This is a genomic window from Bacillus sp. J33 (assembly GCF_000518885.1).
Taxonomy (GTDB): Bacteria; Bacillota; Bacilli; order Bacillales; family Cytobacillaceae; genus Cytobacillus.
The window spans coordinates 1-24,338 of record NZ_JAEL01000003.1 but is presented as its reverse complement, the minus strand read 5'-3'; the positions used below and the strand labels follow the sequence as shown (position 1 = coordinate 24,338).

Here is a 24,338-nt window from a genome sequence, read left to right as displayed (position 1 = left end):
ATACCACCCTTTTACTCAATGCCGCTTTCGATTGTCAGCTTTTTATTGGTTGCATCCAATTCTGCCTTTACACCAAAGGGAACGGAAATATGCGGAGAACAATGGCCAATATGGAAGCCTTTTACAGACGGCTTATTCACCCTGTTAATATAAGTATCCAGGACTTCATCCAGCTCCAGGGAAAGATCTCTTTGCGGAACACAATTATTAAAATCGCCAATGATAAAGCCTGCCGCATCCTTAAGCTTCCCTGCCATATCAAGCTGGTTTAGCATGCGGTCCACCGCACGGGGCTCTTCATTGATATCTTCGATTAGCACAAGTTTTTCTTTTGTATCAATTTCATATGCCGTTCCAATCGTGCTTGCCAGCAGCGAAAGATTTCCGCCAGTTAAAACCCCTGCCGCACTTCCGCTCACCATCGTCTCCAGATTGGAGATTTCTCCTGGATAAATAAGTTCCTTCGGTTCAAATAATTGGCTAAAATACTGCTTGGATATAGGGTCAGCATCTTCTTTCCCAATATCAGAAGCAAGCATTGGCCCATGAAAGGTTACCAGCCCTGCCTGTTGGAGAATGGCCGTATGCAAAAAGGTGATATCACTGTAGCCCCAGAATATTTTCGGATTGGCCTTGATTAGGCTGTAATCGATTTGGGAAGCAATTCTGCCAGTTCCATAGCCTCCCCCTGCACAGATGATGGCTTTTACTTCCTTATCCAGAAACATCTTATGTAAATCTGCCAGCCTGTCTTCATCTTTCCCGGCCAGGTATCCATATTGGTCGTAAACATGGTCTCCCATCCTCACCTTTAAACCCAGCTCCTCCAGGAATGATAAAGAACGCTTCAGGTTATCCTGGTTTGGCGGGCTTGCCGGTGCAATAATCCCAATCGTATCTCCCTTATTTAGGCGGAGAGGTTTGATTGCCATGCTGTCACATCCTTTTAAGTTGGTTTTAGCATTATATGCTCTATGGGCTCGAGAAATGAATTCATTTTCGGGTATATATGCTAAAATTCGAGAATATCTTTTATTTTTCGGGAAATAATTTAGATTTTTTTCTTTAAAAAAGGGATGTTCCTTCGAACACCCCTTTTTCCTCTGTCGAGTTCAAATCAAACTGAAGATAAATTACTTCTTATCTGCCCATTTAAGCTCCAGGTATCCTACCGGATGGCGGACAATACCTGAAACAGCATCATTATAGAGATAAACCTGGTTGTAGAAATGGATAGGGATAATCGGCATTTCTTCGAATAGGATTTTTTCAGCTTCGTACATGAGTTCAAAGCGCTTTGCTTCATCTGCTTCATTTTTCGCATCTTTAATTAACTGATCGTACTTTTCATTGCTCCAGCCAGTACGGTTCATGGAGTGGCCTGTCTGGAAGTTTTCAAGGAAGTTGATTGGATCAGCATAGTCAGCAAGGAAAGAGCTGCGTGATAATTGGAACTTAAGCGCTTTTTGTTCTTCAGCGAATACATTCCATTCCATATTGGCAAGCTTAACTTCCACGCCTAAATTATCTTTGAACATTTGCTGAAGAGCCTCAGCTATTTTCTTGTGTGTATCATCTGTGCTGTATGTTAAAGTTACTTCTGGAAGTTTGTCATATCCTTCCTCTTCCATCCCTTTTTTAAGAAGAGCTTTTGCTTCCTCTATGTTTGTTTTGACAAGGTCGCCTGCTGCTTCACGGAAATCTTTTCCTGAAGGATCAGTAAATCCGTAAGATACAAAACCATATGCCGGCTTTTCTCCATTCTTTGTTACAAAGTCAACGATTTGCTTCTGATCTACTGCCATTGCGAAAGCTTTACGGATATTCACATTTTGGAATGGTTCCATATTTACATTAAAACGGTAGAAATAATCACCCGCCTGGTCTTCAACATCTGCCTCTCCTAAAAGCTGTTCGCTTAGCTCTGCAGGAACTTCAGATACATCAAGCTCGCCAGTTTGGTACATTTGGTATTCAGTGTTAGTATCATCAACGATTGCCCAATGAACTTTATCAAGCTTTACATTTTCAGCATCCCAATACTGATCGTTTTTCTCCATGACAAAATGGCTGTCATGCTCCCATTCTGTTAAGTTGAAAGGACCGTTTCCAACAAAAGATTCGGCTTCAGCAAACCACTTAGGATTTTCTGCAGCAACCTTTTCGTTAATTGGGAAAAATGCAGGGTTAGTGATCACACTTAAAAAGTATGCTTGCGGGCTAGTCAAAGTTACTTCAAATGTCTTGTCATCAACTGCTTTGACCTTTACATCATCTGCAGAGCCTTCCCCATTGTTATAAGCTTCTCCGCCTTCAATAAAATAGCCAAGGAATGCAGCAGAAGAACCTGTGTCAGGATTTAATAGACGCTTCCAGGCAAATTCAAAATCGCCTGCAGTTACAGGATCGCCATTTGACCATTTTGCATCTTCACGGATATGAAATGTATAGGTCTTTCCATCTTCTGATATATCCCACTTTTCAGCGATTGCTGCCTCAGGTTCATGGTCTTTGCCTAAACGAGTCAAACCTTCCATTAGGTTATTTAACGCGCTCCATGAAACAGAGTCAAACCCGATTGGAGGGTCAAACGAAGTCGGCTCCTGGCCATTGTTCAAATAAAGAACTTTCTCCGTGCTTTCTTCCTCTTTGCTGCCATCATCCTTGCCATCTGTTTCATTGCCGGCATTTTCGTTTGCCGTACAAGCTGCCATAACAAATAGCAGTACAGCCGCAAGCAGCAGTGATAAAAACTTTTTCATACTTTTTCCCCCTCTATTAATATAAATATCTTTTTATATTCAACCGCCAAGGCAGCTGAAAGAATAATAACCTTCACTGGCACCGAATCAGTCCCGTGAAAGGAATAACCTATTTAACTCCCGCAAGCATTTTCTGTGCCCGCTTATCCTGGAGCCAGCAGTCTACATGGTGTTCTCTGCTTAGGCGGGTTTTATACGGATAGACCCGGTCACATACTTCCATAGTAAAATCGCAGCGTGCTGCAAACGGGCATCCAGCTGGCGGTGAGAACAAGTCTGGCGGCGACCCGCCTATAGGAACCAGGTCGGCACCATCCAAGTCAAGGCGGGGAACTGAATTTAACAAGCCTTTTGTATAGGGATGCTGAGGATTATAGAAGATTTCCCTTCTTTCCCCTGCCTCTACTATTTTTCCTGCGTACATAACTGCAATGCGGTCCGCTACTTGAGCGACAACCCCCAGATCATGGGTGATGATTATTATAGAAACACCCGTTTTCTTCTGAATATCTTTAAATAAATCCAAAATTTGTGCTTGTATGGTAACATCCAATGCTGTAGTCGGCTCATCCGCAATCAGTACTTCAGGTTCGCAGACGAGGGCCATGGCAATAACGATACGCTGCCTCATGCCGCCGCTGAACTGATGAGGATAATGCTTCAAGCGTTCAATCGGATTAGGGATTCCGACTAAATCAAGCATTTTCAGGGCTTTTTTACGGGCATCCTGCCTTGAAATGGTTTCATGCTGCATGATTCCTTCGATAATTTGCTCCCCGATTGTAATTGTCGGGTTTAGTGCTGTCATAGGATCCTGAAAAATCATGGAAATATCCGCGCCGCGAATATTCCTCATTTCGGATTCTTTCAATTTGGTCAGATCCTGTCCATTAAACAAGACTTCCCCATTCGTTATTTTGCCGGGAGGAGATGGAATCAGGCGCATAATGCTTTGGGAAGTCACACTTTTTCCGCAGCCGGATTCACCGACAATCGCCAGCGTTTCACCTTTAAAAAGGTCAAATGATACTCCCCTTACTGCCTTGACCTCGCCTCCGTATGTTGTAAATGTGACATGCAAGTCTTTTACTTCCAGTACTTTCTTCATGCTGCTACCTCCTTAACTTCGGATCGAGGGCATCCTGCAAACCGTCTCCAAGCACGTTAAATGAAAACATCGTCAGGGAGATAAAAAAGGCCGGGAAGAACAGGCGCCACCAATGGCCTGATAGAATCGTAGACAAACCATCATTCGCCATTGAACCCCAGCTTGCAAAAGGCGGCTGAATCCCTAAACCAAGGAAGCTCAGGAACGCTTCTGCAAAGATAGCTGACGGTACGGTGAGGGTCATCTGTACGATAATTGGCCCCATTGTGTTTGGCAGCAGGTTTTTCTTAATAATCCGGGAAGTTTTGGTTCCGAATGTCTTGGATGCCAATACAAATTCATAGTTCTTTATCTGCAGAACCTGTCCCCGTACAATCCGGGCCATGCCAACCCAGCCTGTCACGGAGAGGGCAAATATAATCGTAAATAAACCAGGTCCCATTACAACACTGATCAGGATAACGACCAGCAAATACGGGAGTCCGTAAAGAATTTCAACGATTCTCATCATGGCATTATCCGTTCGTCCGCCTTTATAGCCGGCAATTCCGCCATATATCACTCCGATTGCAAAGTCAATCATTGCCGCTACAATACCGACGAATAAAGAAATCCTAGCCCCATACCAGGTTCTTGCGAATACATCACGGCCCAGTTCATCGGTTCCAAACCAATATTTTGAAGATGGAGGCATATTCTGATTGGCCAGGGACTGCTCCGATATACTATGAGGCGATAGGGATGGGCCAAATATGGCCATAAAAGCTAAACCGATGAGAAAAAACAATCCTGCCATTGCGAGCTTATTTTTCAAAAGCCGGCGCCAGGCATCCTGCCAGTAGGAGAGGCTTGGCCTTACAACTGCTTCTGATTCATCCTGGTCCTTGGCCTTGGGTACAAACCAATCATCCGGAATGTCGGGTGCAAGATTGTGGTTGTCATGCTGTTTGCGCAATTCCAATTAGCTCGCCTCCTTTTTGTGAAGCTTGATTCTCGGATCTAATATTCCGTACGCAATATCAACAAGGAACAGCATTATGATCAAGATGGTACTGTAGAAAACGGTTGTGCCCATAATAACCGGGTAATCACGGGTATTAATGCTCTCAACGAAATACTTTCCCATTCCAGGAATCGCAAATATTTTTTCAATGACAAATGTACCTGTCAAAATGCTTGCAGCCAATGAACCCAATACAGTTACAACGGGCAGAAGAGCATTCCTTAATGCGTGCTTAAATACAATTTTCACAGGCGATAGACCTTTTGCCTTTGCCGTTTTTATGTAATCCTGAGTCAGCACCTCCAGCATGCTTGAGCGTGTTAAGCGGGCAATAATCGCCATAGGGCCAGTTGCAAGCGCCAAAGTCGGCAAAATCATATGTTTGGGGCTTGACCAGGTGGCCACCGGCAGAATAGCCAGATTGACCGCAAGCTGCTGAATTAGTAAAGTTGCAAGCACAAAGTTTGGTACCGATATTCCAAGGACGGCAATGGTCATCGCCAAATAATCAATAAATCCATTGTGCCGGAGAGCCGCAATGATTCCCAGGGCAATTCCGGAAAAGACAGCCACAATAAGAGTGACCATTCCCAGCTCAAAAGAAACCGGGAATCCGCGCCCCAGCATTTCATTCACCGTCTGGGAGGACTTTTTAATAGAGGGTCCAAAGTCAAACGTGACAACGGACTTTAAATACATCCCATATTGCACATATAGCGGTTCATCTAAATGGTAGAACCTCTCAAGGTTACGCTGGACCGCTTCACTTGTATTCCTCTCTTCGTTAAAAGGCGATCCCGGTATGGCATGCATTAAGAAAAAAGTCAATGTGATAATGAACCAGAGTGTTACGACCATGGCAATAAGGCGTTTCATTATGTATCCAGTCATTCATTAACACTTCCTAACAGAATGTAGTTCTCATGGCCAGCTCCGTCATGACCAGCATTGCCTGGTATGCTTCAAGAATGTCTTTTGCCTGATAGCGGACAATGGTTGTATTCTCTTCTATCTCTGCTCCTGGCATTAACGCTGCCCACTCGGCCTGGCCGTAATTGGCAAACTCGATTCTTAATACAGGGTTATCCGGAGGATCAAGCGGCTTCACGAGATCTTTCTTTTTAAGGGCCTCCGCGGCTTTTTCTCTTAAAAGCTGTCCTGCCTTTGCTGGCGTCAGCGATTTTACTGCGGAACGGGAAATCGTTTCTTTTACAACAGCTGTTGTGACATTTGGAATCAACTTCTCTGCTTCTAAAGCCGCCTGGTCATCTCCGGCCACCATTAAAATTGGAACCCCATGATAGCCGGCCACATAGGCATTGAAGCCCATTTCGCCAATCGCATGATCATTGATGTACATATGCCTTACACCAAATATCATGGAGTGTGACATAACCCCTCTCATAGAAGCCCTTGCATGGTATCCTACAAACATCGCTCCGCTAAAACTTGAATCAAGCCCTTGAACCATTGAATATGGTTTTACATCACCTGTAATCAGCTGTGTTTCAGGGTGCATCCTTTCAATAAGGAGGTTATTCATCTTTGAGTGGCTGTCATTCACAATAACCTCACTGCAGCCTTCTTCAAATGCAGTGGTGACAACATAATTTGCTTCATCGGTCATGATCACTCTGCTGCGCTCATAATTATGCTTCGAGGAATTAACATGGGTATGGTCAGCCAGCCCAGTAATCCCTTCCATATCAACAGATAGATATAGCTTCATTTAAAATCCCCCAAATTTTATAGTATTTTCCTATATTATAGATTATTTATTATTTTCCGAAAACAACTTCGCTAGTTTTCCATTTTTCAAGATTATATTTTTTGAAAGAAAAAAATCCAGCTATCGGAGAAAAAAGCTTTTCTCCGATAGCTGGATTTCATCTGGGGAAAACAGAAAAAGCAGCTTTATTTATTCAAAATTTGCGTATATTTTATATGAGCATTTTTAAAAGCAACCATTAAAGCCTTTTGTGAGGAACCAAAGTAGCGGCTTTCTATTTCTTCCATAACTTTGTCGATTTCTAAAATGGATTTTCCAACAAAAATAGATTTAATAAATAATGAGGTTAAATTAATTGTAGAGGAGCATTCAGCATCTACAATTTGATCTGTTTCCCTGTCGATTACAAGTGCAACAAAGAAACCATTATATTTTTGCATAATAGGGTTGTTCAATGATGTCTTGCTGTCTCCGATAATATAGACGGTATTTTGCCTGTACATGAACTTGCCTCCTGCAGAACCGGATATTATATGAGGTGTTTATGAGGTTGACATAAACATTCATTATAATGCATGGCCCATGATAAAATTGTAATACAACAGCAGCTGCATTACAATCGTTTTTCGTAATTTTTCTAAATATTTTATCAATTACTCTTCCCTAATCAGCCATTTGACCTGCAAGTTCCTTTGCTTGCTGCAGCAGTTTCTCTCCGCTCATAAGCTTCTCTCCGCCCCCTTGTGCAAATTGTGCATTTCCTCCGCCTTTGCCGTTAATTGCTTTTAAAAGTTCTGAGGATAAATCCTTCATATTGACTTTAGGAAGCTCTCCTCTTGCACAAACAAATTGCAGTTTATCTTGTGCCTCATTTATTAGAATAACAACTGCATCTTCTGCTTGAGAGGCTATCAGACGGGCAAGCTTTTGCATTTCCTGGATGGAACGTCCCCAGTAGATTTCACTTATCAGCTTTCCGTTTGCTGCTTCAGGTGAACAACTGGCCAATCCTTTTGCTTCATAGTCTAAAAGAGCATCCCTGGCTGCTTCAAGCTCTTTCTCCAGATCCTTGGTATTTTCTATCAATCGTTTTCCCGCAAGCGGCAGATCCTGTTCTGGAGCATTTAGCAGCTGGCTAAGTTCCTTCGTAACCCTTTGCTTTTGCTGAAGCTGTTGAAGTACGCGGCTTCCGCATACAAATTGGACACGTATTTTCTTTTTTTGCCTCTCCCAATCCAATATTTTAATGCCGGCAACCTGGCCAGTTGAAGTAGGATGTGTTCCTCCGCATCCGTTATAATCATATTCAGGAATAATTACCAGACGTATGTCTTCATTTACAGATAACTGCTTTCGCAGCGGTAATCTCCCGGCTTCCTCAGCAGTCACCCACCTGGTGTCAATCGGCCGATTCTCAAGGATAATGGAATTAGCCAATCTCTCCGCTTCTGCTGCATGCTGTTCTGGCAATTCGCTGACATCCAAATCAATCGTTAAGAGCTCTTTGCCTAAATGAAAACTGACCGTCTTATAGCCAAAAAGTTCTTCGAAGGCAGCTGATAGAATATGCTGTCCTGCATGCTGCTGCATATGGTCAAAACGCCTGTCCCATTCTATTTCACCTGAAACTTCAAGGCTAGAATCGTCCAATTCACTTTCCAAATAGTGGCGTATTTCTCCATCGGCCTCCTCGACATCCAGCACTTTGATTCCATTCAATGTACCAAGGTCATGGGGCTGGCCGCCTCCTGTCGGATAAAAGGCTGTTTCTTTCAATACTGCATAAACCCTTTTCTGTTCATCGGTTTCTTGTTTCAGTAATTCAGTCTTAAATGAACGTAAGTATGGGTCCTCATAAAATAGTTTCCTCAAGTTAATCAACCTTCCTATGCTTTCTCTCTATGTTAAAACTAACTACTAAGGGCTTGCAGGTCAAGTAGGCGATTGAGTCAAGAGTTTGGTAATTAGTAATTTTACCCATTCAGTTTATAGGAGTTACACAAAAGGTATGTACACCAATAGATAAGCATTAAAATATAAGGAGGATGATAACAATGGCAACAAGCAAGCATATTGCAGGCGCATACGATACAGAGCAGGAAGCTATTCAGGCAGTTGAAAAATTAAGAGCTGAAGGATACCGTTCAGAAGATATCTCTGTCATCGGCAAGAATCAAGAAGATGTAGATGCAGTTACAGAAGAAACGGATACGAAAACTGAAGAAGGCCTTGCTGCTGGGGCTGCAACAGGCGGAGTTCTCGGAGGATTGACAGGTCTGCTCGCCGGCGTTGGTGCATTAGCTATTCCTGGCATTGGACCAATTGTTGCAGCAGGGCCAATTGCTGCTACGTTAACAGGGGCTGCAGTCGGTGCTGGTGCAGGCGGAATCGCCGGAGCTCTTATTGGAATGGGCATCCCTGAAGAAGAGGCACATCATTATGAAGCTGATGTCAAATCAGGGAAAATCCTTGTACTAGTGGACCCTGAAACCAAGTCCGCTGACTTTAATGACGGTTATACGGACACTGGCCGTACAACGCTTGAAGGAGATCGGACAACCTATACGAATGCTGATCCTTTAAATCCCGGCGAGCTTGACCGCGGTACCAATGCTTTCAAAGATCATACACGAAACAGCAGCACTGTATGGACTGATGACAATCTTGACTCGAACCGTCCGCTAAGCGAAAACCTCGGAGACACAACAAAAGACGACTACGACTACACAGATCGGACTGTTTCCGGCTATGATGAAGAGGTCGAGGTTCGACGCAGAGATGCATATAACTTTGATAATGTGAGAGATAATCGGGATAACCCTTATAAAGGCTAAGTTTATTAGAATATTATGGGAGCAGCTTTCAATAAGAAAGCTGTTCTTTTTTTACTCGCCAAATGCAAATTCCATATTTTTCAGGCTTGAACTCCCCATTTTCAAAGTTATACTTAAATGTAATGGAATGGAAACGTAAAATTTTCTAGCGGAGGGTTTTTATGAGAAGGGTATTGCCTGCACAGATTGTTTCACATAGTCAATTCGGGTATAAAAAGATACCCGCAAGTGTCCAATGCGAGTGTCCGAAATGCAGTAAAACCAGTCTTTTTACTATTAAAGCTAATTATAATCATACAAGCAAGTCCAGTATTCTTTCCCACGGGGTATGTTCAGCCTGCAAAAAAGAATCTGTCTTTATTATGATTCTTAACCAAGAAGACCAATTCAGCGAAGAAACTGCTCTTTATATATATGATCCCAACTCCGTCAAAGAACTTTTGACTCATCTCGAGAAAATCAAAGATATACCGTCCGATCTAACCAGAGCTTACCGATCAGCTTTAAATGTCAGCCAATCCAAAGATACCGTTGCCACCGCCGTCATGTCCAAGCGGGTGCTTGAAAGCATCCTTAAAAACTTTCTCGGCGAGGAAATCAAAGGGCAAAATCTTTCTAAGCAATTTGAACAATTGCCTAAGCATGTTGATTTGGCAAGACCCCTGCAGTCCCTTAGCCAGCTTGTCCAGCCTGGGAGCGCCTTTTACCAGATGCTTGATCTTGAAAAGGATATTGACCAGGAGATGGCCTCTTTGCTGATGGACTTGTTAGAGAGTTTAATAGAATATTTATTTGTCCTGCCAAATCGAATTGAAACGCTGCAGGCAAAATTGGAGCAAAAGCTCCACTGAAAACAGCTTTTCATAACATATAAAACCCCCTTACATGGCCAATGAATGGCGCAAGTAAAGGGGGTTTTTGTATATGTTCCGGGCGGCTTAGCCAGCCCATTGTTTTCTCACCTGCTCCTCTGCCTTTTTTATAACTTCTTCTTCCTTTACTTCTTTTTTGGTAATAATATTAGTCTGATATTTCATCCCATCATAATCAATCGTTACCGTAATTTCTTTCATAAATCATGATCCTTTCTGGCTGTTATACTATTTAACTACCAACAAAGACGGGTTTTAAAACATATCAGTTTATAAACGAAAAAGTTTTATATTTGTACCCTCCTTCATTTTTAATTACGGTTTTAATAGGTTAAGGCTTCACACAAAATGTTAAATCCAGGGATTGTTAAAACCATCTTATTTGATTATAATCTAATTAGATATCTATCTAATCAATGTGGTTCTATTCTCAAATTAGATATTTATCTAATTCATTTGGTTGGAGAGGCTGCGGTAATGACAAATTTGAGTGTCTGGAAAAAAGAAAAGAATAATCAAAAGCTTTTTTGGGCAGGCGTTATTAACGGCATAGGAAACCGTTTTACACAAGTGGCGCTTCTATCGCTGCTTTACCAGGTAACAGGGTCAGGCGTAGCAATCGGGCTTCTCTTTGCCGTCCGTATGGCTCCATTTCTTTTGCTGGCGCCAATAGGCGGAATGCTGGCTGACCGCTTATCCAAAAGAACCATTCTCATTGCAATTGATCTTCTGAGAATTCCTGCTGTTCTGTCATTGATCCTTGTACGTGATCCTGGCGATCTCTGGATCGTCTATTTGAGCTCATTCCTTATTGCTATGGGAGAAGCCATCTACTCTCCGACGAGAATGGCTTCTATTCCCGCTCTCGCAAAACCAGATAGCCTTATATACGTCAATGCGATTGAACAAATTATGACAGGTGCTGTTCTCATTATTGGCTCAAGCACCGGAGGCATTTTAGCTTATCTGTTCGGAAACCAGGCTTCATTTCTTATAAATGCCCTTACTTTCTTATTGTCTGCCTTGATTATTTCCAAGCTGAGCATACCAACAGGATCTGCAGAAAAAAAGAGAAAAACGAAAAGGATGCCTTCAAATGCTATGTCACCTTTCAAACTAATATTCGGCTCTTCGGCTCTCATTGCCTTCTTTATCATTATGCTGACAATGCCGCTTGCCAATGGAATAGACAATATTCTTGTTAGTATCTATGGCCTTGAAGTTTTCGAAATGGGGGAATTGGGTGTTGGCTTTATGTATGGGGCATTGGGGCTGGGCCTAATTATTAGTTCGTTCTTTTCTCATATGATCAAACGCAGTCTCATTACGCTGGTGATAATCTTTATAGCCTTGGAAGGAACAGGACATATTTTGTTAAGCATTGCCCCAAACTTTTATTTCGCCCTTTTCATTGTAGTATTTATCACTTTTGCTGGGGGTCTCGGGAATATTTGCCTGGACACAATCATGATGAAGTATATACCCAGAGCGAAGCAGGGAACATTTTTTGGGCTTATGCAAATGCTCTCAAATCTTTCCCTGGCCATCTCAATGGGCTCTGCAGGGTTTCTGCTCGAAATCTTCACAGCACGGCAACTGAGCTTCATAATTGGGTTTGCCTATATCGTTTTTACCATCATGTATGCACTTCTTTTTGCAAAGGTGGATCTGATAAAGGAGAAAAGGGAATTCTGCAGGTACATTTAAAAGAAGCCCTGTAAGCTTGAATATTAGCTTGCAGGGCTTTTGTTTCTAGTTTTCTTCTATTTCTCTGCGATTTTTCTTAAACATCTTGGATAATACTTCGTAAACGATCGGTACGATAATAAGCGTTAACAGCGTGGAACTTGCCAAACCGCCAATTACCGTAATCGCAAGCCCCTTGGAGATTAAACCGCCTCCGCCTGATCCAATTGCCAGCGGGATCAAAGCTCCAATCGTCGCAATAGCAGTCATAAGGATCGGCCGAAGTCGAGTAGCTCCCGCTTCCAGAACCGCTTCCCTCATCACCATACCGTCGCGTTCCATATGAATAATTCTGTCAACTAGAACAATAGCGTTTGTCACGACAATACCGATTAACATTAATAATCCCATCATGACAGATACAGAGATGGTTTCATCTGCCAACAATAGACCTGCAAATGAACCAATAACGGCAAACGGCAGCGAGAACAAGATGGCAAATGGTGCGACACCTTCGCGGAATGTCACAACAAGAATAAAGTACACAATCGCAATCGCTGCAAGCATGGCCGCTCCGAGCTGTGTAAATGTCTCATTCATATCTGCCTGTACTCCGGCTACTCCGACTGTAACTCCTTTAGGCAAATCCAGTTTATCAATAGCTTTATCTGATTCAGATGTCGCTTTAGAAATATCGTCTTCTACAACTTTTCCTGAAACAGTGGCATAGTATTCTCCTTTGCTGCGGGCAAGAGTATTAAGCGTTGTGCCCTCTTCCACCTTGACAAGCTCAGATAGAGGCATAGTCGTGCCGAGCGCTGTCTGTACAGGTGTTGCCAGGATATCATCGATGGATTTAGGCTGTTCAGTCTGCTCCTGCTGGACAATGACCTCTAACGTTTCACCATCTTTATCAATTGTCGTCAGTACATCCTGTGTGTTTGATGGATTGAGCATCATAACAATTTGTCCGGCTGTCAATCCATATTGCAAAAGCTCATCCTGCTCTACATTAAATGTATATTCAACATAAGCATCTTCAGCACTGGATGTAACATCCTCTAAGCCCTCAACTTCTTTCATAGCGCCTTCTACCATTTTGACAGCGTCATTCAGCTTATTTAAATCCTCACTGTAGAATGTGTAGCTGACCTCATTGCTTGAAGCGGACATAGAAGAGAAGTTTTGGCTTTTCCATTCGCCTGAATGTCCGATATTAAACACATAGTCTTCTATTTCTTCGCGGACTTCAGGGAAATTATCCATTTCCGGGTCAAAGATGAGGTACATTAATGCACCGCCGGCTCCTCCTCCCATCATGGCTGCCATTTGATCAGCTTCTTCCGTAACCGATATTTGAACAATATCTATATCTTCACGTTTAAGCATTTCCTCTTCTACTTCTTTAACGTTTTCTAATGTTTCCTCCTTCAGCTCGCCAGCTTCCGGTGTGTACGTTAAGTACATGACTTTTTCTTCCTCACTGCCCATAAAGCTGAACCCGATCAACGGTGTCAGTGCTAAACTGCCTGCTAGTAATACAACGGCAATTATGGAAGTAATCATTTTATGATTTAGTGACTTTTCAAGAATCCCTTTATACCAATTAGAAAGCTTCCCAGCTTCTTTATGGGTTCCTTCTGTTTTTTCACTATATAATTTCTTTTTGAATAAGAAATGAGATAACGCAGGAACAATAGTAATCGCGACAATGAGTGATGCTCCGAGCGCAAATGTCATTGTCAAAGCAAATGGCATGAACAGTTCGCCAACCATTCCTCCAACAAAAATAAGAGGCGCAAATACCGCAACGGTTACTAATGTTGAAGATAGAATTGGCTTGAACATCTCAATTGTTGCTTCGCGTATCAGTGCCCGCCCTGTTAGTTTTTCTTCTTTTAGATGCAGGCGGCGATAAATATTTTCGACTACAACAATGGAGTCATCAATTACACGGCCGATGGCAACGGTAATTGCCCCAAGTGTCATGATATTCAAGGTAATATCCATCCAGTGAAGCAGCATCAAAGCCATGAAAATTGAAACTGGAATTGAAATAATTGATATAATCGTAGATTTAAAATCCCGCAAGAACAGCAGTATAATTAATACGGCAATTAACCCGCCAAACACCGCTTTTTCAATCATAGTTGAAACAGACTCTTCTATTGGCTCACCCTGGTCAAGTGAAACATCAATAACGAGGCCATCAATCTTAGCTTCTTCTTCTTTGATTAATTCTTTAACACTGTTGACCACTTCAACCGTGTTAGCTTGCTGTCCTTTCACAATTTGAATGGCAATCGCATCATTACCATTAGTACGTGAAACCGATTGTACTTTGCCGACAGTTTCAACCTCTGCAATATCACTTAACTTTACAAATGGAGATTGGTTTTGTGCGGATGGCGTTACCGGAATGAGCATATTCTTTAACTCATCCTCAGTCATGAACTTCCCGTCTACTGCTACGGCCTGCTCACCTTCTTCAAATTCGTAAAGCCCTAATGATACAGCCAGATTGCTTGCTTGAATCATTTCCTTTACTTTTTCTTCCGTTAAGCCAAGTTGAGCCATTTTTTCATCGTTATATGTGAGCTGTACTTCTTCTATGTGCTGGCCAGTGATTGTGGCCGATGCAACACCATCGATTTTCTCGATTTTTGGAAGGATGACATCCTCAACTGTAGAAGTTAATTCAACAATATCTTCTGTCGTGCTGCTTATGCTTAAGGCAGCAACCGGCATCATGTTCATGCTGATGGCCGTTATATTAGGTTCCTGTGCCCCTTCCGGGAGCGCAACCGTATCCAGCGCAGATTGCAGGGCACGTTTTGCCTCATCCATATCTATGCCGTATTCATATTCCACTTGGATATTTGACATGTTAGAATATGAATTTGAATAGACTGATTTAACATCTTCAAGGCCTTCTACGGCTTTTTCTATAGGGATGGACACTTCTTCCATCACTTTCTCTGGTGTCGCACCTGGATATACGTCCATTACCATTAAGTAAGGAATGGACACATCCGGAATGGTTTCCATATTCATTCGTGTACCTGAATAGATGCCAGATACCGTAATAATGATTGTAAGCAGCCAAACTGCAAGTTTATTCTGGAGGACAAAATTGACTAAAGCTTTCACTTGTACACCTACCCCTAATTGACTTATCAAACTCAATTACTTATACTAATGACCAGTTGGTCATTTGTCAACAAAAAAGGAGCGGCAGATTAAATGGGCAAAAAAGAAATAATTATGGAAAGCGCTTTAGAACTCTTTGCCGAACAAGGATTTGAAGCTACCTCTGTTCAGCAGATCACTGAGCGTGCCGGTATATCCAAAGGTGCTTTTTACTTATCTTTCAAGTCAAAAGATGAGTTGATTATGGCATTAATAGATCATTTTATGATGAAATTTGTTACAGATATTGACCATGTAGTCAATAATTCCAATCGAAAAGAAGAACTTTTAAACAGCTTTTTTCATACTGCATTTAACTCCTTTCAAAAGCATTCCGACTTTGCCAAGATCTTTATTAAGGAACAAGCACACACCTTTAATGAGGAACTAATACTAAAAGTCCGTCACTATGACAAATTAATTGATGAAATTACCCTTTCGATGATAGAGAAGTTATATGGAGAGAGTGCCAAACAAACAAAATACGATTTAATTTATTGCATTAAAGGCTTCATGCAAATCTATTCTCATTTATTTTTATTTTTCAATATACCTCTGGATTTGAATCTGCTGAGCAGATCACTTGCGGAAAAAACAAATTTGCTGGCAAAACAATCTACCATCCCGTTCATCACTGAAGAGCTATATGAGATGTTTAAGGAACCGATGAACAAAGAAATAACTGCAGAACAAATTATTGAATTTATGGACCAAAAAATAGAGGAAATAGAAGAACCGATTGAAAAAGAATCCCTGCTCCTGCTCAAGCAGCATATCCTGGAACCGAGCTTGAGCCTTGCGATCGTAAAAGGATTGATTGCGAATATCCAAAACCATCCAGATTGTAAATGGATAGCCTATTTGCTTCGAAATTATGATCATTTTTAACTCTGTTTGATTTCCGTATATGCATCAAGAGGCAAAGTTAATAGAGATAAAAATAAAATGGCTGCCGAGATTACTCGACAGCCTGAGTTTATTTTTATTTTTATTTTTCTAAGGCGGGGTTACTTATTTAATGATTCATACTGGCTTATAATTTCCTTTGCCAGTTCGCTTGATTCAGCAAGACCACAAACTTCTTGAAGTACATATGGCACTCCATTTTCTTTAATCATCCCCTGCAGTTTTACTGCTTCTTCATCTCCCTCATAATCAAACATTAAGGCTGCTGCAATTGCCTTTGCAAGATTAGTGTAGGAGAGGCCTGCTTTTTGCGCTTGTACTGCCGGGCGCACCAGCCTGTCATCTGGGCCAAGCTTCCTTAATGGTGAACGCCCGACTCTTGTTACACCATCATTTAAGTGGGCATTTTGGAAACGGCCGATTATTTTATCAATATATTTCTGGTGATCTTCCGGATCCAAATCATAACGATTGATTAAGTAGGCCCCGGTCTCACCCAAAGTCCCCCGGACTTGCTTGTAAATTTCTTCATCTGCAAGTGTTTGGTCAATCGTTTCTTTATTCTCAAGATAGCCTAGGTAAGCAATAACTGCATGTCCTGTATTCACGGTAAACAGTTTTCTTTCAATAAAGGGAGCAAGTTCAGGAACCATTTTCATTCCTTCAATAGGCGGAATCTCTTCCGTTGTTTCCACAACCCATTCGTGATACGGCTCAACGAGAACATCGAGTGACCCATGATTGTTTTGAATCGGAACAATCCGGTCAACAGCTGAATTTAAGAAAGAGACCTGCTGCTGAACCTTGTCTTTTACCTTTTCATCAAGGTGTTCCAGGATATACCCTTTTAACAGATCTGTAGCTGATATTTGGTTTTCGCAGGCAATGACATAAAGTTTTTCGCCGTTGCCGCCTTCATCTACTCTTGCGGCCAATCCTTTAGCAATTAACGGCGCAATCCTTGGAAGAATATCAGGTCCAATCGCAGTTGTCAAAAATGCTGCATCCTTGATTGCTTCAACTACTTCTTTTTCTTGTTTCAGATTATTTAATCCTGAAACGTTTTCAATTATCATGGTCTCCTGCTCATCTGTAGCAAGCTTAACCTTATACTGCTTTTCCTCATTTAATTGATTAATAATCTGATCAGCAATGTCTACAAAAACAACATTGTAGCCTGACTGGGAAAAAAGGGCACCGATAAATCCTCTGCCAATGTTGCCTGCTCCAAAATGCACTGCTTGTCTCATCCAATCATTCCTTTATTGATTTATTTTAAAATTAGATTGAAGATACTCTACAAATATAGTTTCTAGCTTTTTGCTAATCAATTCCTCATTTGCTGAGGAAAAAACCAGAATAGCCTCATCGGTTTCAATGATATTGGTGCTGATTAAGCTCAATATCTCCTGCTCCCTTTTGCTTAATTCTGCCGGTGCCAGCATGAGCAGAAGGTTCTTCATTACTACCCCGCTCCCATCCATCCCTTTTACAAGACACGGATCCGGCAGATGGGCAATTTGGAAAATAAGTTCCCGGACATGCTCACTCCTTGCATGGAAGAGGGCAATATTGGTTTCAGGAATCCCGAGACCGCCCTTCTTCTCCCGTTCTCTCAAAGATTCCAAGACCGCTGCTGGATTTTCCAGCAGATGTTCCTCTGCAGCCTTCATTACCATGTTCTTCAGAATCTGTTCCTGACTGGTTCGCTTATCCATTTGATAAAAACGAAAGTTAAGGATAATAGCCTCGATACTCTGCTGAATATCTTTTACCTCCTGAAGCATATCGGTTAAGGCCATATTTTTCTTATTGTCAGGTATAGTCAAATCCAGGTGTGCCATCTTTTGATATTGTTTATCTTTTGTAAGGTTTTCTATGTTATTCTGTAAAAAGTTTTTTATAGTAATGATGTTTTCTTCACTTAAGAGCGGGTTCACCAAAATATACTCAGCATTTATAATGGGAAGACGGACAGTGGAAAGAATAATATCATATGATTTCAGATCTGCATCCTCTGTTATTTCCTTTATCGACTTGATATCAATTTCATCGATCTCTGTTATTTCTTTTTTTATTCTGCTTACCAGCATCTTGGACGTTCCAATTCCGGTTGGGCATATCACAAGAGCCTTAATCAGCAAATTCTCTTCTTGCATCACCAAAGCAGATCCGAAATGCAGAACCATAAAGGCTATTTCATCATCGGGAAAATGATCAATTTCTTTAAATTGCTCTTCAACACTATTTTTCACAGCCATGAAAAGGATGGGATACTTCCGCATGATTTCCTCCTTAAGGGGATTAAATGAATCCAATTTCTGTTTCATACGGAATAAGGCTGGTTCCATATGGGCAAGAAGCCCCTGGAATAAGGAAAAATCTCTTGTAAAATCCACATGGAGCTGATCAGAAACTGATTTGATCACGTTTTTTATCCTCTGGGCGAGCACAATACTATCATAAGGAACTGACTCAGCTCCCTGGAGCTTTGTGCCTTTGAGATTCAGCGCCAAATAAAGAATGTCTTTTTCTGAAAAGGCTATTCCAAATTTATGTTCCAGCTCACTTGTTATCTGCCTCATCACGTCATACTCAACAGCTATTTCTTTCTCTGGAAGGCTTACATCCTTACTGATCAAATATTGAGACTCTATCCTCTGCAAAGTGATAGAGATATGTAGGATGATTTCCAAATGTCCGCTATCCGCAAAACGGGCATGTGCATGATGAAAGGCTGCATTGGCCAAGGAGCTGACTTCCAGCAGATACTTTGGAACAAAATAATGCAGGATTCTTTCCTCAGGAAGAACCCCTTTTTCAAGCAAAAACAGCTTTTCAATTAAATCTTCATTAAAATATTGAAGGAAATAGTGCACCAGCGCTCTTCTTTTGTTTGCTTCTGTGCCCTCAAGCGCTACTCCGACCCCTCTTTTTCTTGTAAGCTTCAATTGAAAATTTCCCAGCCATTCAGCCAGTTCATCCAAGTAAGCTGCAAGTGTTGCAGTGCTGATCCCCAGATGGCCTGCCAAAACCTGCGTTTTATATAATTCCTCCTCCAGTATGGCTAAGAGAAGGCGCAGTTTCCGTTCCTGCGGAGGCTGATCAATAGGGGCTATACTTATCAAATGCTGGATTAGCCGGAATACTTGCTCATTCTTTCCCTCAATCACAAGACCCAGATCTGTATTGCGCATCAGCTTCAGGTCAAACTCCCTGATAATTTTTTCCACTTCCTTTAAATCTCTTTGAATCGTCCTGGCACTTACATTTAGAGTGGAAGCAATTGATAAAGCTGTGTGTTTTCCTGATGTTTTAATAATTAGTTCGATAATTGCTTTTTCCCTCGATGTAATATACATGAAATCATCTCATTCCTGAGTGAAGTGAAGAGAAAACACTGAATAGAAAAGCGCAGAAATACGCTTTTCTATTCACTAATTAAAACTAATGGCTCTTTATGATAAATTATTGTAATTTACTTATAAATTTTCTCCGTTGATTTCCGCTTCGGGTACCTGCTTTCCGCGGGGAGGAATGAGAGCCTCCAGGGCATCGCCTGCGGGGTCTCCCGATTCCCTCTCTTCCCGCTGGAGTCAAGTGCCCTCTGCTACAATCAACTCAGTGGGTTAGGCTTAGTTAACCCTTTAAAAAGCAGCAAACTTTACAAAAAAAGCGAAACTAATTTATTTCTTGCCAATGATATCGATAATAGTCTGTGCTGTTTCAGCTTCAGCCATCTTTTCGATATTTTCCATATCCGAGCATGTTACGGCAATTCCTGATAATATTTCAAGATGGGTTCCATCTTTCCCCGCAATACCGAAAATCAAACGTACCTTCTGGCCATCAAAATCAACGCCATCAGGCACCTGAACCACTGTAAAACCTGATTTGATGACAGCTTTTTTTGCTTCTTCCGTTCCATGCGGGATTGCAACGTCATTCCCCATATAAGTTGACGTAATATTATCACGTTCAATCATCGCTTCGATATAGCTTTCATCAACATAACCCGCGTTTACCAGAGCTCTTCCGGTAAATCGAATGGCTTCTTCCTTATTAGCAAACTGTTTATTCAAAAATACATTTTCCGGACGAAGCAGATCATCTTCATGCGCCATTTCCTCGTCCTGATTATCAGGAACATTGTCTTCAGCATCTTCTACGATTTCATGAAGCTCGGAATTCGCCGGGAACTGCAATTCACTGATTAACTTATCGTACTCCGGACTTGAAAGGAAGTTATCGACAGAAATATGGTAAGCGTTTGGCACTTTATTACGAGCTCTCGGAGTCAATTCTTCCTGTGTAATAATAATCTGGGCATCCGCTGGAAGATTGCTGATCGCTGTATTCGTGACAGCAATATCCATTCCTGCTTCCTTCACCTTTTTGCGGAGAAGGGATGCTCCCATAGCACTTGAGCCCATTCCAGCATCACAGGCAAAATAGATTTTTTGAACATTGTCAGGCATAGCTCCCTGATCTCCAGCAAATACATTTGACACAGAGCTTTTCTTGCCTTTCAATTCCTGCATTTTTTGTGCAGCTGCTTCAATATCCTCTTCACCTTGCTTCCCTGTTTTTAAAATAAAGGAAGAAACGATGAAGGATACAGCACCAGCTACAAGGACACCAGCAAAGTTAGCCAAATATGCACTTGCATGGTGTGGCGTTACTGCAGTAATCGCAATAATGCTTCCAGGTGATGATGGAGCAAATAATCCTCCGCCTAACAGAACCAATGTGAAAACACCGCTCATTCCGCCAAGGATAACCGCCAAAATCAGCATCGGGCGCATAAGAATATACGGGAAGTAAATCTCATGAATACCGCCGAAAAAGTGGATAATTCCAGCACCCGGGGCAGATTTCTTTGCATTTCCCTTGCCGAAGAACATATAAGCAAGCAGGACACCGATACCAGGACCAGGGTTTGCTTCGAGAAGAAACAGAATGGATTGTCCGGTTTCTTTTACCTGTTCAACACCAATAGGCGAAAGAACACCATGGTTGATAGCATTATTTAAGAACAACACTTTTGCAGGTTCGATCAGAATGCTTGTCAAAGGCAGCAGGCCAGTTCCAACAAGCCAATCAACACCTCCTACAAGCCACCCGGTAAAGGTGTCAATGACAGGGCCAACACCCAAGAATGCAAGGATGGCGATGATTGCCCCAAGAATTCCAGCTGAGAAATTATTAACGAGCATTTCAAATCCTGCCCGGACTTTCCCTTCAATCATCTGATCAAATTTCTTGATTACCCATCCGCCGAGCGGACCAATAATCATGGCACCAAGGAACATAGGGATATCTGCGCCAGCAATGACCCCCATCGTCGCAATGGCACCAACAACAGCCCCCCGCTGCTCATGCACCAGCTTGCCCCCTGTATACCCGATTAATAGCGGAAGCAAGTAGGTCACCATTGGGTCTACCATTTTGGCAAGGCTTTCATTTGGAAAGAAGCCAGTTGGTATGAATAAAGCTGTAATTAACCCCCATGCAATGAAAGCAGAAATATTCGGCATGACCATAGAACTGAGGAAATTACCGAACTTCTGAACAGCTACTTTTATATTAGATTGAGCCATTTAACTCATCCCTTTCAGATATATAGTACTTAATTATCCTAAAGTACAATACCTTCAAGCTCAACAAAGTTGATAACTAATTTTGTCGCAGCATCAATGACAAATTTATTGTTTCTCAATTGGATGGCGTTTATTCTTTTAGTTATCTTGAACACTTTTTATGCTCTTAACTCTGTTAAAAACAGCTGTTTATAAAGGGGATTTCCGCCTCACCTTTTCTTGCACGAGAATGTCAGATTTTTTTACTTGGATAATTAGATTGCTAAGCTAACAATTTAATAGTTCTGTTTTAGTATTAATAAATGCTAAAAAAGAAAACTGCTCCTAAGGAACAGTTTTCTTTTTTAAGTTTTGTTGTATAGGTGAAATAAAGTTGGAACCGGAGTCCCTTACAAATTGCGTATTTCAGAGCTATGGGATTTTTCAAAAATAAAATAAAGTTGGAACCAAACAAACAATAATTAAAAAACGATCCAAAATATAGTACTAAAAAAGTTGGAACCAAAGCGATAAAGGGTTCCGTTTTGTCCTATACTCTAACAGTCCTCATTAGAGAACTGTGTTTCTGATAGATATCATAATAGAAAAGTTAACTAACATCTATAAAATAATTCTTAATATTGGACCGATCCAATTTATAATTCCTTAACTCTGCACTAATTTCATTTGGACCCCAATCTGATGTTTTTCTCTCAGCAAGCTTTGCAAAGAAACCACGTATATTATTAACCATGACCCTTAGATTATGTTCATTTAAAACAACTGTATTATCTGGCGCAAACGCTTCCCTATGCAATTTATTAGATGGATGTATTAAAACCGGCATTCCCAACTTATCAGGATACTCTGTTCCAAACCAGTTCATACTATTTGAAATCTGTTCAGTTTCCGATTTATAAATCTCATCTCTTGTAATTTTCACTTCATTTTTAGCTTCAATTACTAAAAATTCGTCTTCGTAGATATTCCATAACACATCCGAACCGACACCAAATTCCTTTTCGGGTTGTTGTGCCTCAAAACCAAGGCAAATGCCTATATCACAAAATGCCTTTTCAAATTGTGCCGATGATTCCGGAGAAAAGGACAAACTCTCTAGAATAGTATTTATGTGCAATACCATTGCATTAGGTTCACTAAATTTTTCGATAAAATCTTTTACTCGTATTGCTTGAATTGTTTGCTTTTTTGTAAGCTTAATATAGCTTGTTCCTTCTGGTGGGCGTAGTAAATAAGAATTTTTTTTGTGTGCGGTTAACTGTAACTCCATCGACTTGCCTCGATCCGCTTTATACATATATGTTGCAGCTAGTTGTAAATACCATCCCTCGTCATCATCATCTAAGTTCTTTATTCTGTTAACTACATTCCTTACCATTTCAGCGGCCTGTAAGTATTGACCTGAAATTGCTAAGTCAAATGCCATCCTTTCAATCTCTGCATATTCAATCAATTCACTATTGATGGTTTGACGAGTTGTTTTTGTAATCCTTGATTTGTGTAACTTAATCCAAATTTCATCGCGATTTAATACTTGTTGCATTGCAGAGCCAATTAACCTTAATGGAGTTCCGTCTCCTGCTTTTAACAAATCAACTATTTGAGTCCCTAATTTTATTTGCGTTACTGTCTGAGATGACATTAGGTCTTGAAATTCCTTTGTTGAAACTAGTGAGACTAAATCTGAGCCTAATAATAAGACGACAGCATAATCATTAACAGAACGAACCGCTCTACCTAAGCCTTGTTCAATTTTTTGAGCTTGATTAATTCTCATAATTTTAGAAGCAGGCCTTGCATACATACTATACTGTTCAAAAAGCGATGTTGCAGAAGGTAAGCCATCAACAATTAGAATACGACAGGCATTATCAGGTAAATCAATGCCATCATAACGATTTGAAAAAACAATATGGTTCCCTACCGTTGATTTTAATCGTTCTATGGTTGGAATAATATTATTTGGATCGGGCTGAACAAAGTTATTCTTTTTCCACAATTCCGCTTTATTGTTTGATGAGACTAACGCCACTATATTGTAGCCTTTAATATTTGATAAAGCCCCAGCAATTACATAAGACTTCAAATCCCTATCAACATTGTATGGAGCCAGTATCATCTTTTCTCCTACATCACTAAATGTATCTGATTGTAGAGGATTAAGAACAGACTCTTTACTTATATGAAAATCTTTTATAAGGGAGGAATCATCATTAAGTGTAGCGGACATAAAGATTCTTCGTTTGGCTTTAAAATAACTAGGTATCTTTTGAATTGGTAAACATTTTGGTACCAATTCTATATATGATGCAGAAACTAAGGCAAAGTATTGATCTAAATAATCTCTTATTAAATGTATTTGGCAAGCAAAAAATGCATGAAACGGCAGTTTAAAATGTAACCACTTGCCAACATTATTGCTAGTTTTGTAATAATGACTCTTTATAGCGATGACTGTCTCCATTGAATACCACCAGGTGAGAGTGGTGGATCAGCCGATCAATGACTGCCTCTGTCAAGATTGGATCACCAAAAACATGGTTCCATTGACCGAACTGCAGGTTGGTCGTAATGATGATGCTTTTGGCCTCATAACACATTGAAATGACCTGGAATAATAGCTCTCCACCTTGTTTATGTAAAGGGATA

At 41.1% G+C, this 24,338-nt stretch carries 19 protein-coding genes; 4 read left to right on the top strand and 15 right to left on the bottom strand.

The genetic code is table 11. The features are described from left to right. Positions 1-11 precede the first annotated feature (11 nt). From L634_RS0100100 to L634_RS0100065, 8 genes are all read right to left on the bottom strand, one after another. The gene (locus L634_RS0100100) at positions 12-932 is read right to left on the bottom strand and encodes a S66 peptidase family protein (RefSeq protein WP_026580684.1); all 921 of its coding nucleotides are present in this window, start codon (positions 930-932) and stop codon (positions 12-14) included. 201 nt (positions 933-1,133) lie between these two features. After that, positions 1,134-2,762: a peptide ABC transporter substrate-binding protein gene (locus tag L634_RS0100095; RefSeq protein ID WP_026580683.1), complete on the bottom strand. Its 1,629-nt coding sequence runs from the start codon at positions 2,760-2,762 to the stop codon at positions 1,134-1,136. A 109-nt stretch (positions 2,763-2,871) separates the two neighbouring features. Further along, a complete protein-coding gene (locus L634_RS0100090) occupies positions 2,872-3,870 on the bottom strand; it encodes an ABC transporter ATP-binding protein (protein WP_026580682.1) in 999 nt (332 codons plus the stop codon). A 4-nt stretch (positions 3,871-3,874) separates the two neighbouring features. Further along, the gene (locus tag L634_RS0100085; protein ID WP_026580681.1) at positions 3,875-4,831 is read right to left on the bottom strand and encodes an ABC transporter permease; all 957 of its coding nucleotides are present in this window, start codon (positions 4,829-4,831) and stop codon (positions 3,875-3,877) included. Next, the gene (locus L634_RS0100080; protein ID WP_026580680.1) at positions 4,832-5,764 is read right to left on the bottom strand and encodes an ABC transporter permease; all 933 of its coding nucleotides are present in this window, start codon (positions 5,762-5,764) and stop codon (positions 4,832-4,834) included. A 13-nt stretch (positions 5,765-5,777) separates the two neighbouring features. Beyond that, positions 5,778-6,602, bottom strand: a complete 825-nt coding sequence (locus L634_RS0100075) for a M55 family metallopeptidase (protein ID WP_026580679.1) — start codon at positions 6,600-6,602, stop codon at positions 5,778-5,780. 185 nt (positions 6,603-6,787) lie between these two features. Continuing rightward, positions 6,788-7,105, bottom strand: a complete 318-nt coding sequence (locus L634_RS0100070; protein ID WP_026580678.1) for a DUF3870 domain-containing protein — start codon at positions 7,103-7,105, stop codon at positions 6,788-6,790. A 160-nt stretch (positions 7,106-7,265) separates the two neighbouring features. After that, positions 7,266-8,474 carry a serine-tRNA(Ala) deacylase AlaX gene (locus L634_RS0100065; RefSeq protein WP_026580677.1) on the bottom strand — a complete coding sequence of 403 codons (1,209 nt, stop codon included), beginning with the start codon at positions 8,472-8,474 and terminating at the stop codon, positions 7,266-7,268. Positions 8,475-8,656: 182 nt separating this feature from the next. On the opposite strand from L634_RS0100065, the gene L634_RS0100060 reads away from it, so the two are divergent. Together L634_RS0100060 and L634_RS0100055 are read left to right on the top strand one after the other, a co-directional pair. Next, positions 8,657-9,436 carry a general stress protein gene (locus tag L634_RS0100060; protein ID WP_026580676.1) on the top strand — a complete coding sequence of 260 codons (780 nt, stop codon included), beginning with the start codon at positions 8,657-8,659 and terminating at the stop codon, positions 9,434-9,436. Positions 9,437-9,597: 161 nt separating this feature from the next. Then, the gene (locus tag L634_RS0100055; protein ID WP_026580675.1) at positions 9,598-10,287 is read left to right on the top strand and encodes a hypothetical protein; all 690 of its coding nucleotides are present in this window, start codon (positions 9,598-9,600) and stop codon (positions 10,285-10,287) included. 87 nt (positions 10,288-10,374) lie between these two features. Here the strand turns inward: L634_RS0100055 and L634_RS0100050 are convergent, their stop codons facing one another. After that, positions 10,375-10,509, bottom strand: a complete 135-nt coding sequence (locus L634_RS0100050) for a BA3454 family stress response protein (RefSeq protein WP_026580674.1) — start codon at positions 10,507-10,509, stop codon at positions 10,375-10,377. A gap of 276 nt (positions 10,510-10,785) precedes the next feature. Between L634_RS0100050 and L634_RS0100045 the strand changes: the two genes are divergently transcribed. After that, positions 10,786-12,015 carry an MFS transporter gene (locus L634_RS0100045; RefSeq protein ID WP_026580673.1) on the top strand — a complete coding sequence of 410 codons (1,230 nt, stop codon included), beginning with the start codon at positions 10,786-10,788 and terminating at the stop codon, positions 12,013-12,015. 45 nt (positions 12,016-12,060) lie between these two features. On the opposite strand, the gene L634_RS0100040 is transcribed toward L634_RS0100045, so the two are convergent. After that, entirely contained in the window at positions 12,061-15,144 is a 3,084-nt protein-coding gene (locus tag L634_RS0100040) for an efflux RND transporter permease subunit (protein ID WP_026580672.1), read from the bottom strand. A 93-nt stretch (positions 15,145-15,237) separates the two neighbouring features. Between L634_RS0100040 and L634_RS0100035 the strand changes: the two genes are divergently transcribed. Then, positions 15,238-16,071 (top strand): TetR/AcrR family transcriptional regulator, encoded by an 834-nt coding sequence (locus L634_RS0100035; protein WP_026580671.1) that lies wholly within the window; start codon positions 15,238-15,240, stop codon positions 16,069-16,071. Positions 16,072-16,190: 119 nt separating this feature from the next. Here L634_RS0100035 and L634_RS0100030 read toward each other — a convergent pair whose 3' ends face one another. The 5 genes from L634_RS0100030 to L634_RS30290 all read right to left on the bottom strand — a co-directional run. Then, positions 16,191-17,339: a mannitol-1-phosphate 5-dehydrogenase gene (locus L634_RS0100030; protein ID WP_026580670.1), complete on the bottom strand. Its 1,149-nt coding sequence runs from the start codon at positions 17,337-17,339 to the stop codon at positions 16,191-16,193. 12 nt (positions 17,340-17,351) lie between these two features. Continuing rightward, the gene (locus L634_RS0100025) at positions 17,352-19,451 is read right to left on the bottom strand and encodes a BglG family transcription antiterminator (RefSeq protein ID WP_026580669.1); all 2,100 of its coding nucleotides are present in this window, start codon (positions 19,449-19,451) and stop codon (positions 17,352-17,354) included. A gap of 324 nt (positions 19,452-19,775) precedes the next feature. Continuing rightward, positions 19,776-21,689, bottom strand: a complete 1,914-nt coding sequence (locus L634_RS0100020; protein ID WP_026580668.1) for a PTS mannitol transporter subunit IICBA — start codon at positions 21,687-21,689, stop codon at positions 19,776-19,778. Between the two features lie 589 nt (positions 21,690-22,278). Beyond that, positions 22,279-24,153: a helicase C-terminal domain-containing protein gene (locus L634_RS30295; RefSeq protein WP_198029657.1), complete on the bottom strand. Its 1,875-nt coding sequence runs from the start codon at positions 24,151-24,153 to the stop codon at positions 22,279-22,281. Further along, the coding region (locus L634_RS30290) for an ATP-binding protein (protein WP_034261582.1) at positions 24,110-24,338 on the bottom strand (229 nt) is incomplete at its 5' end. The genes L634_RS30295 and L634_RS30290, both read right to left, overlap by 44 nt.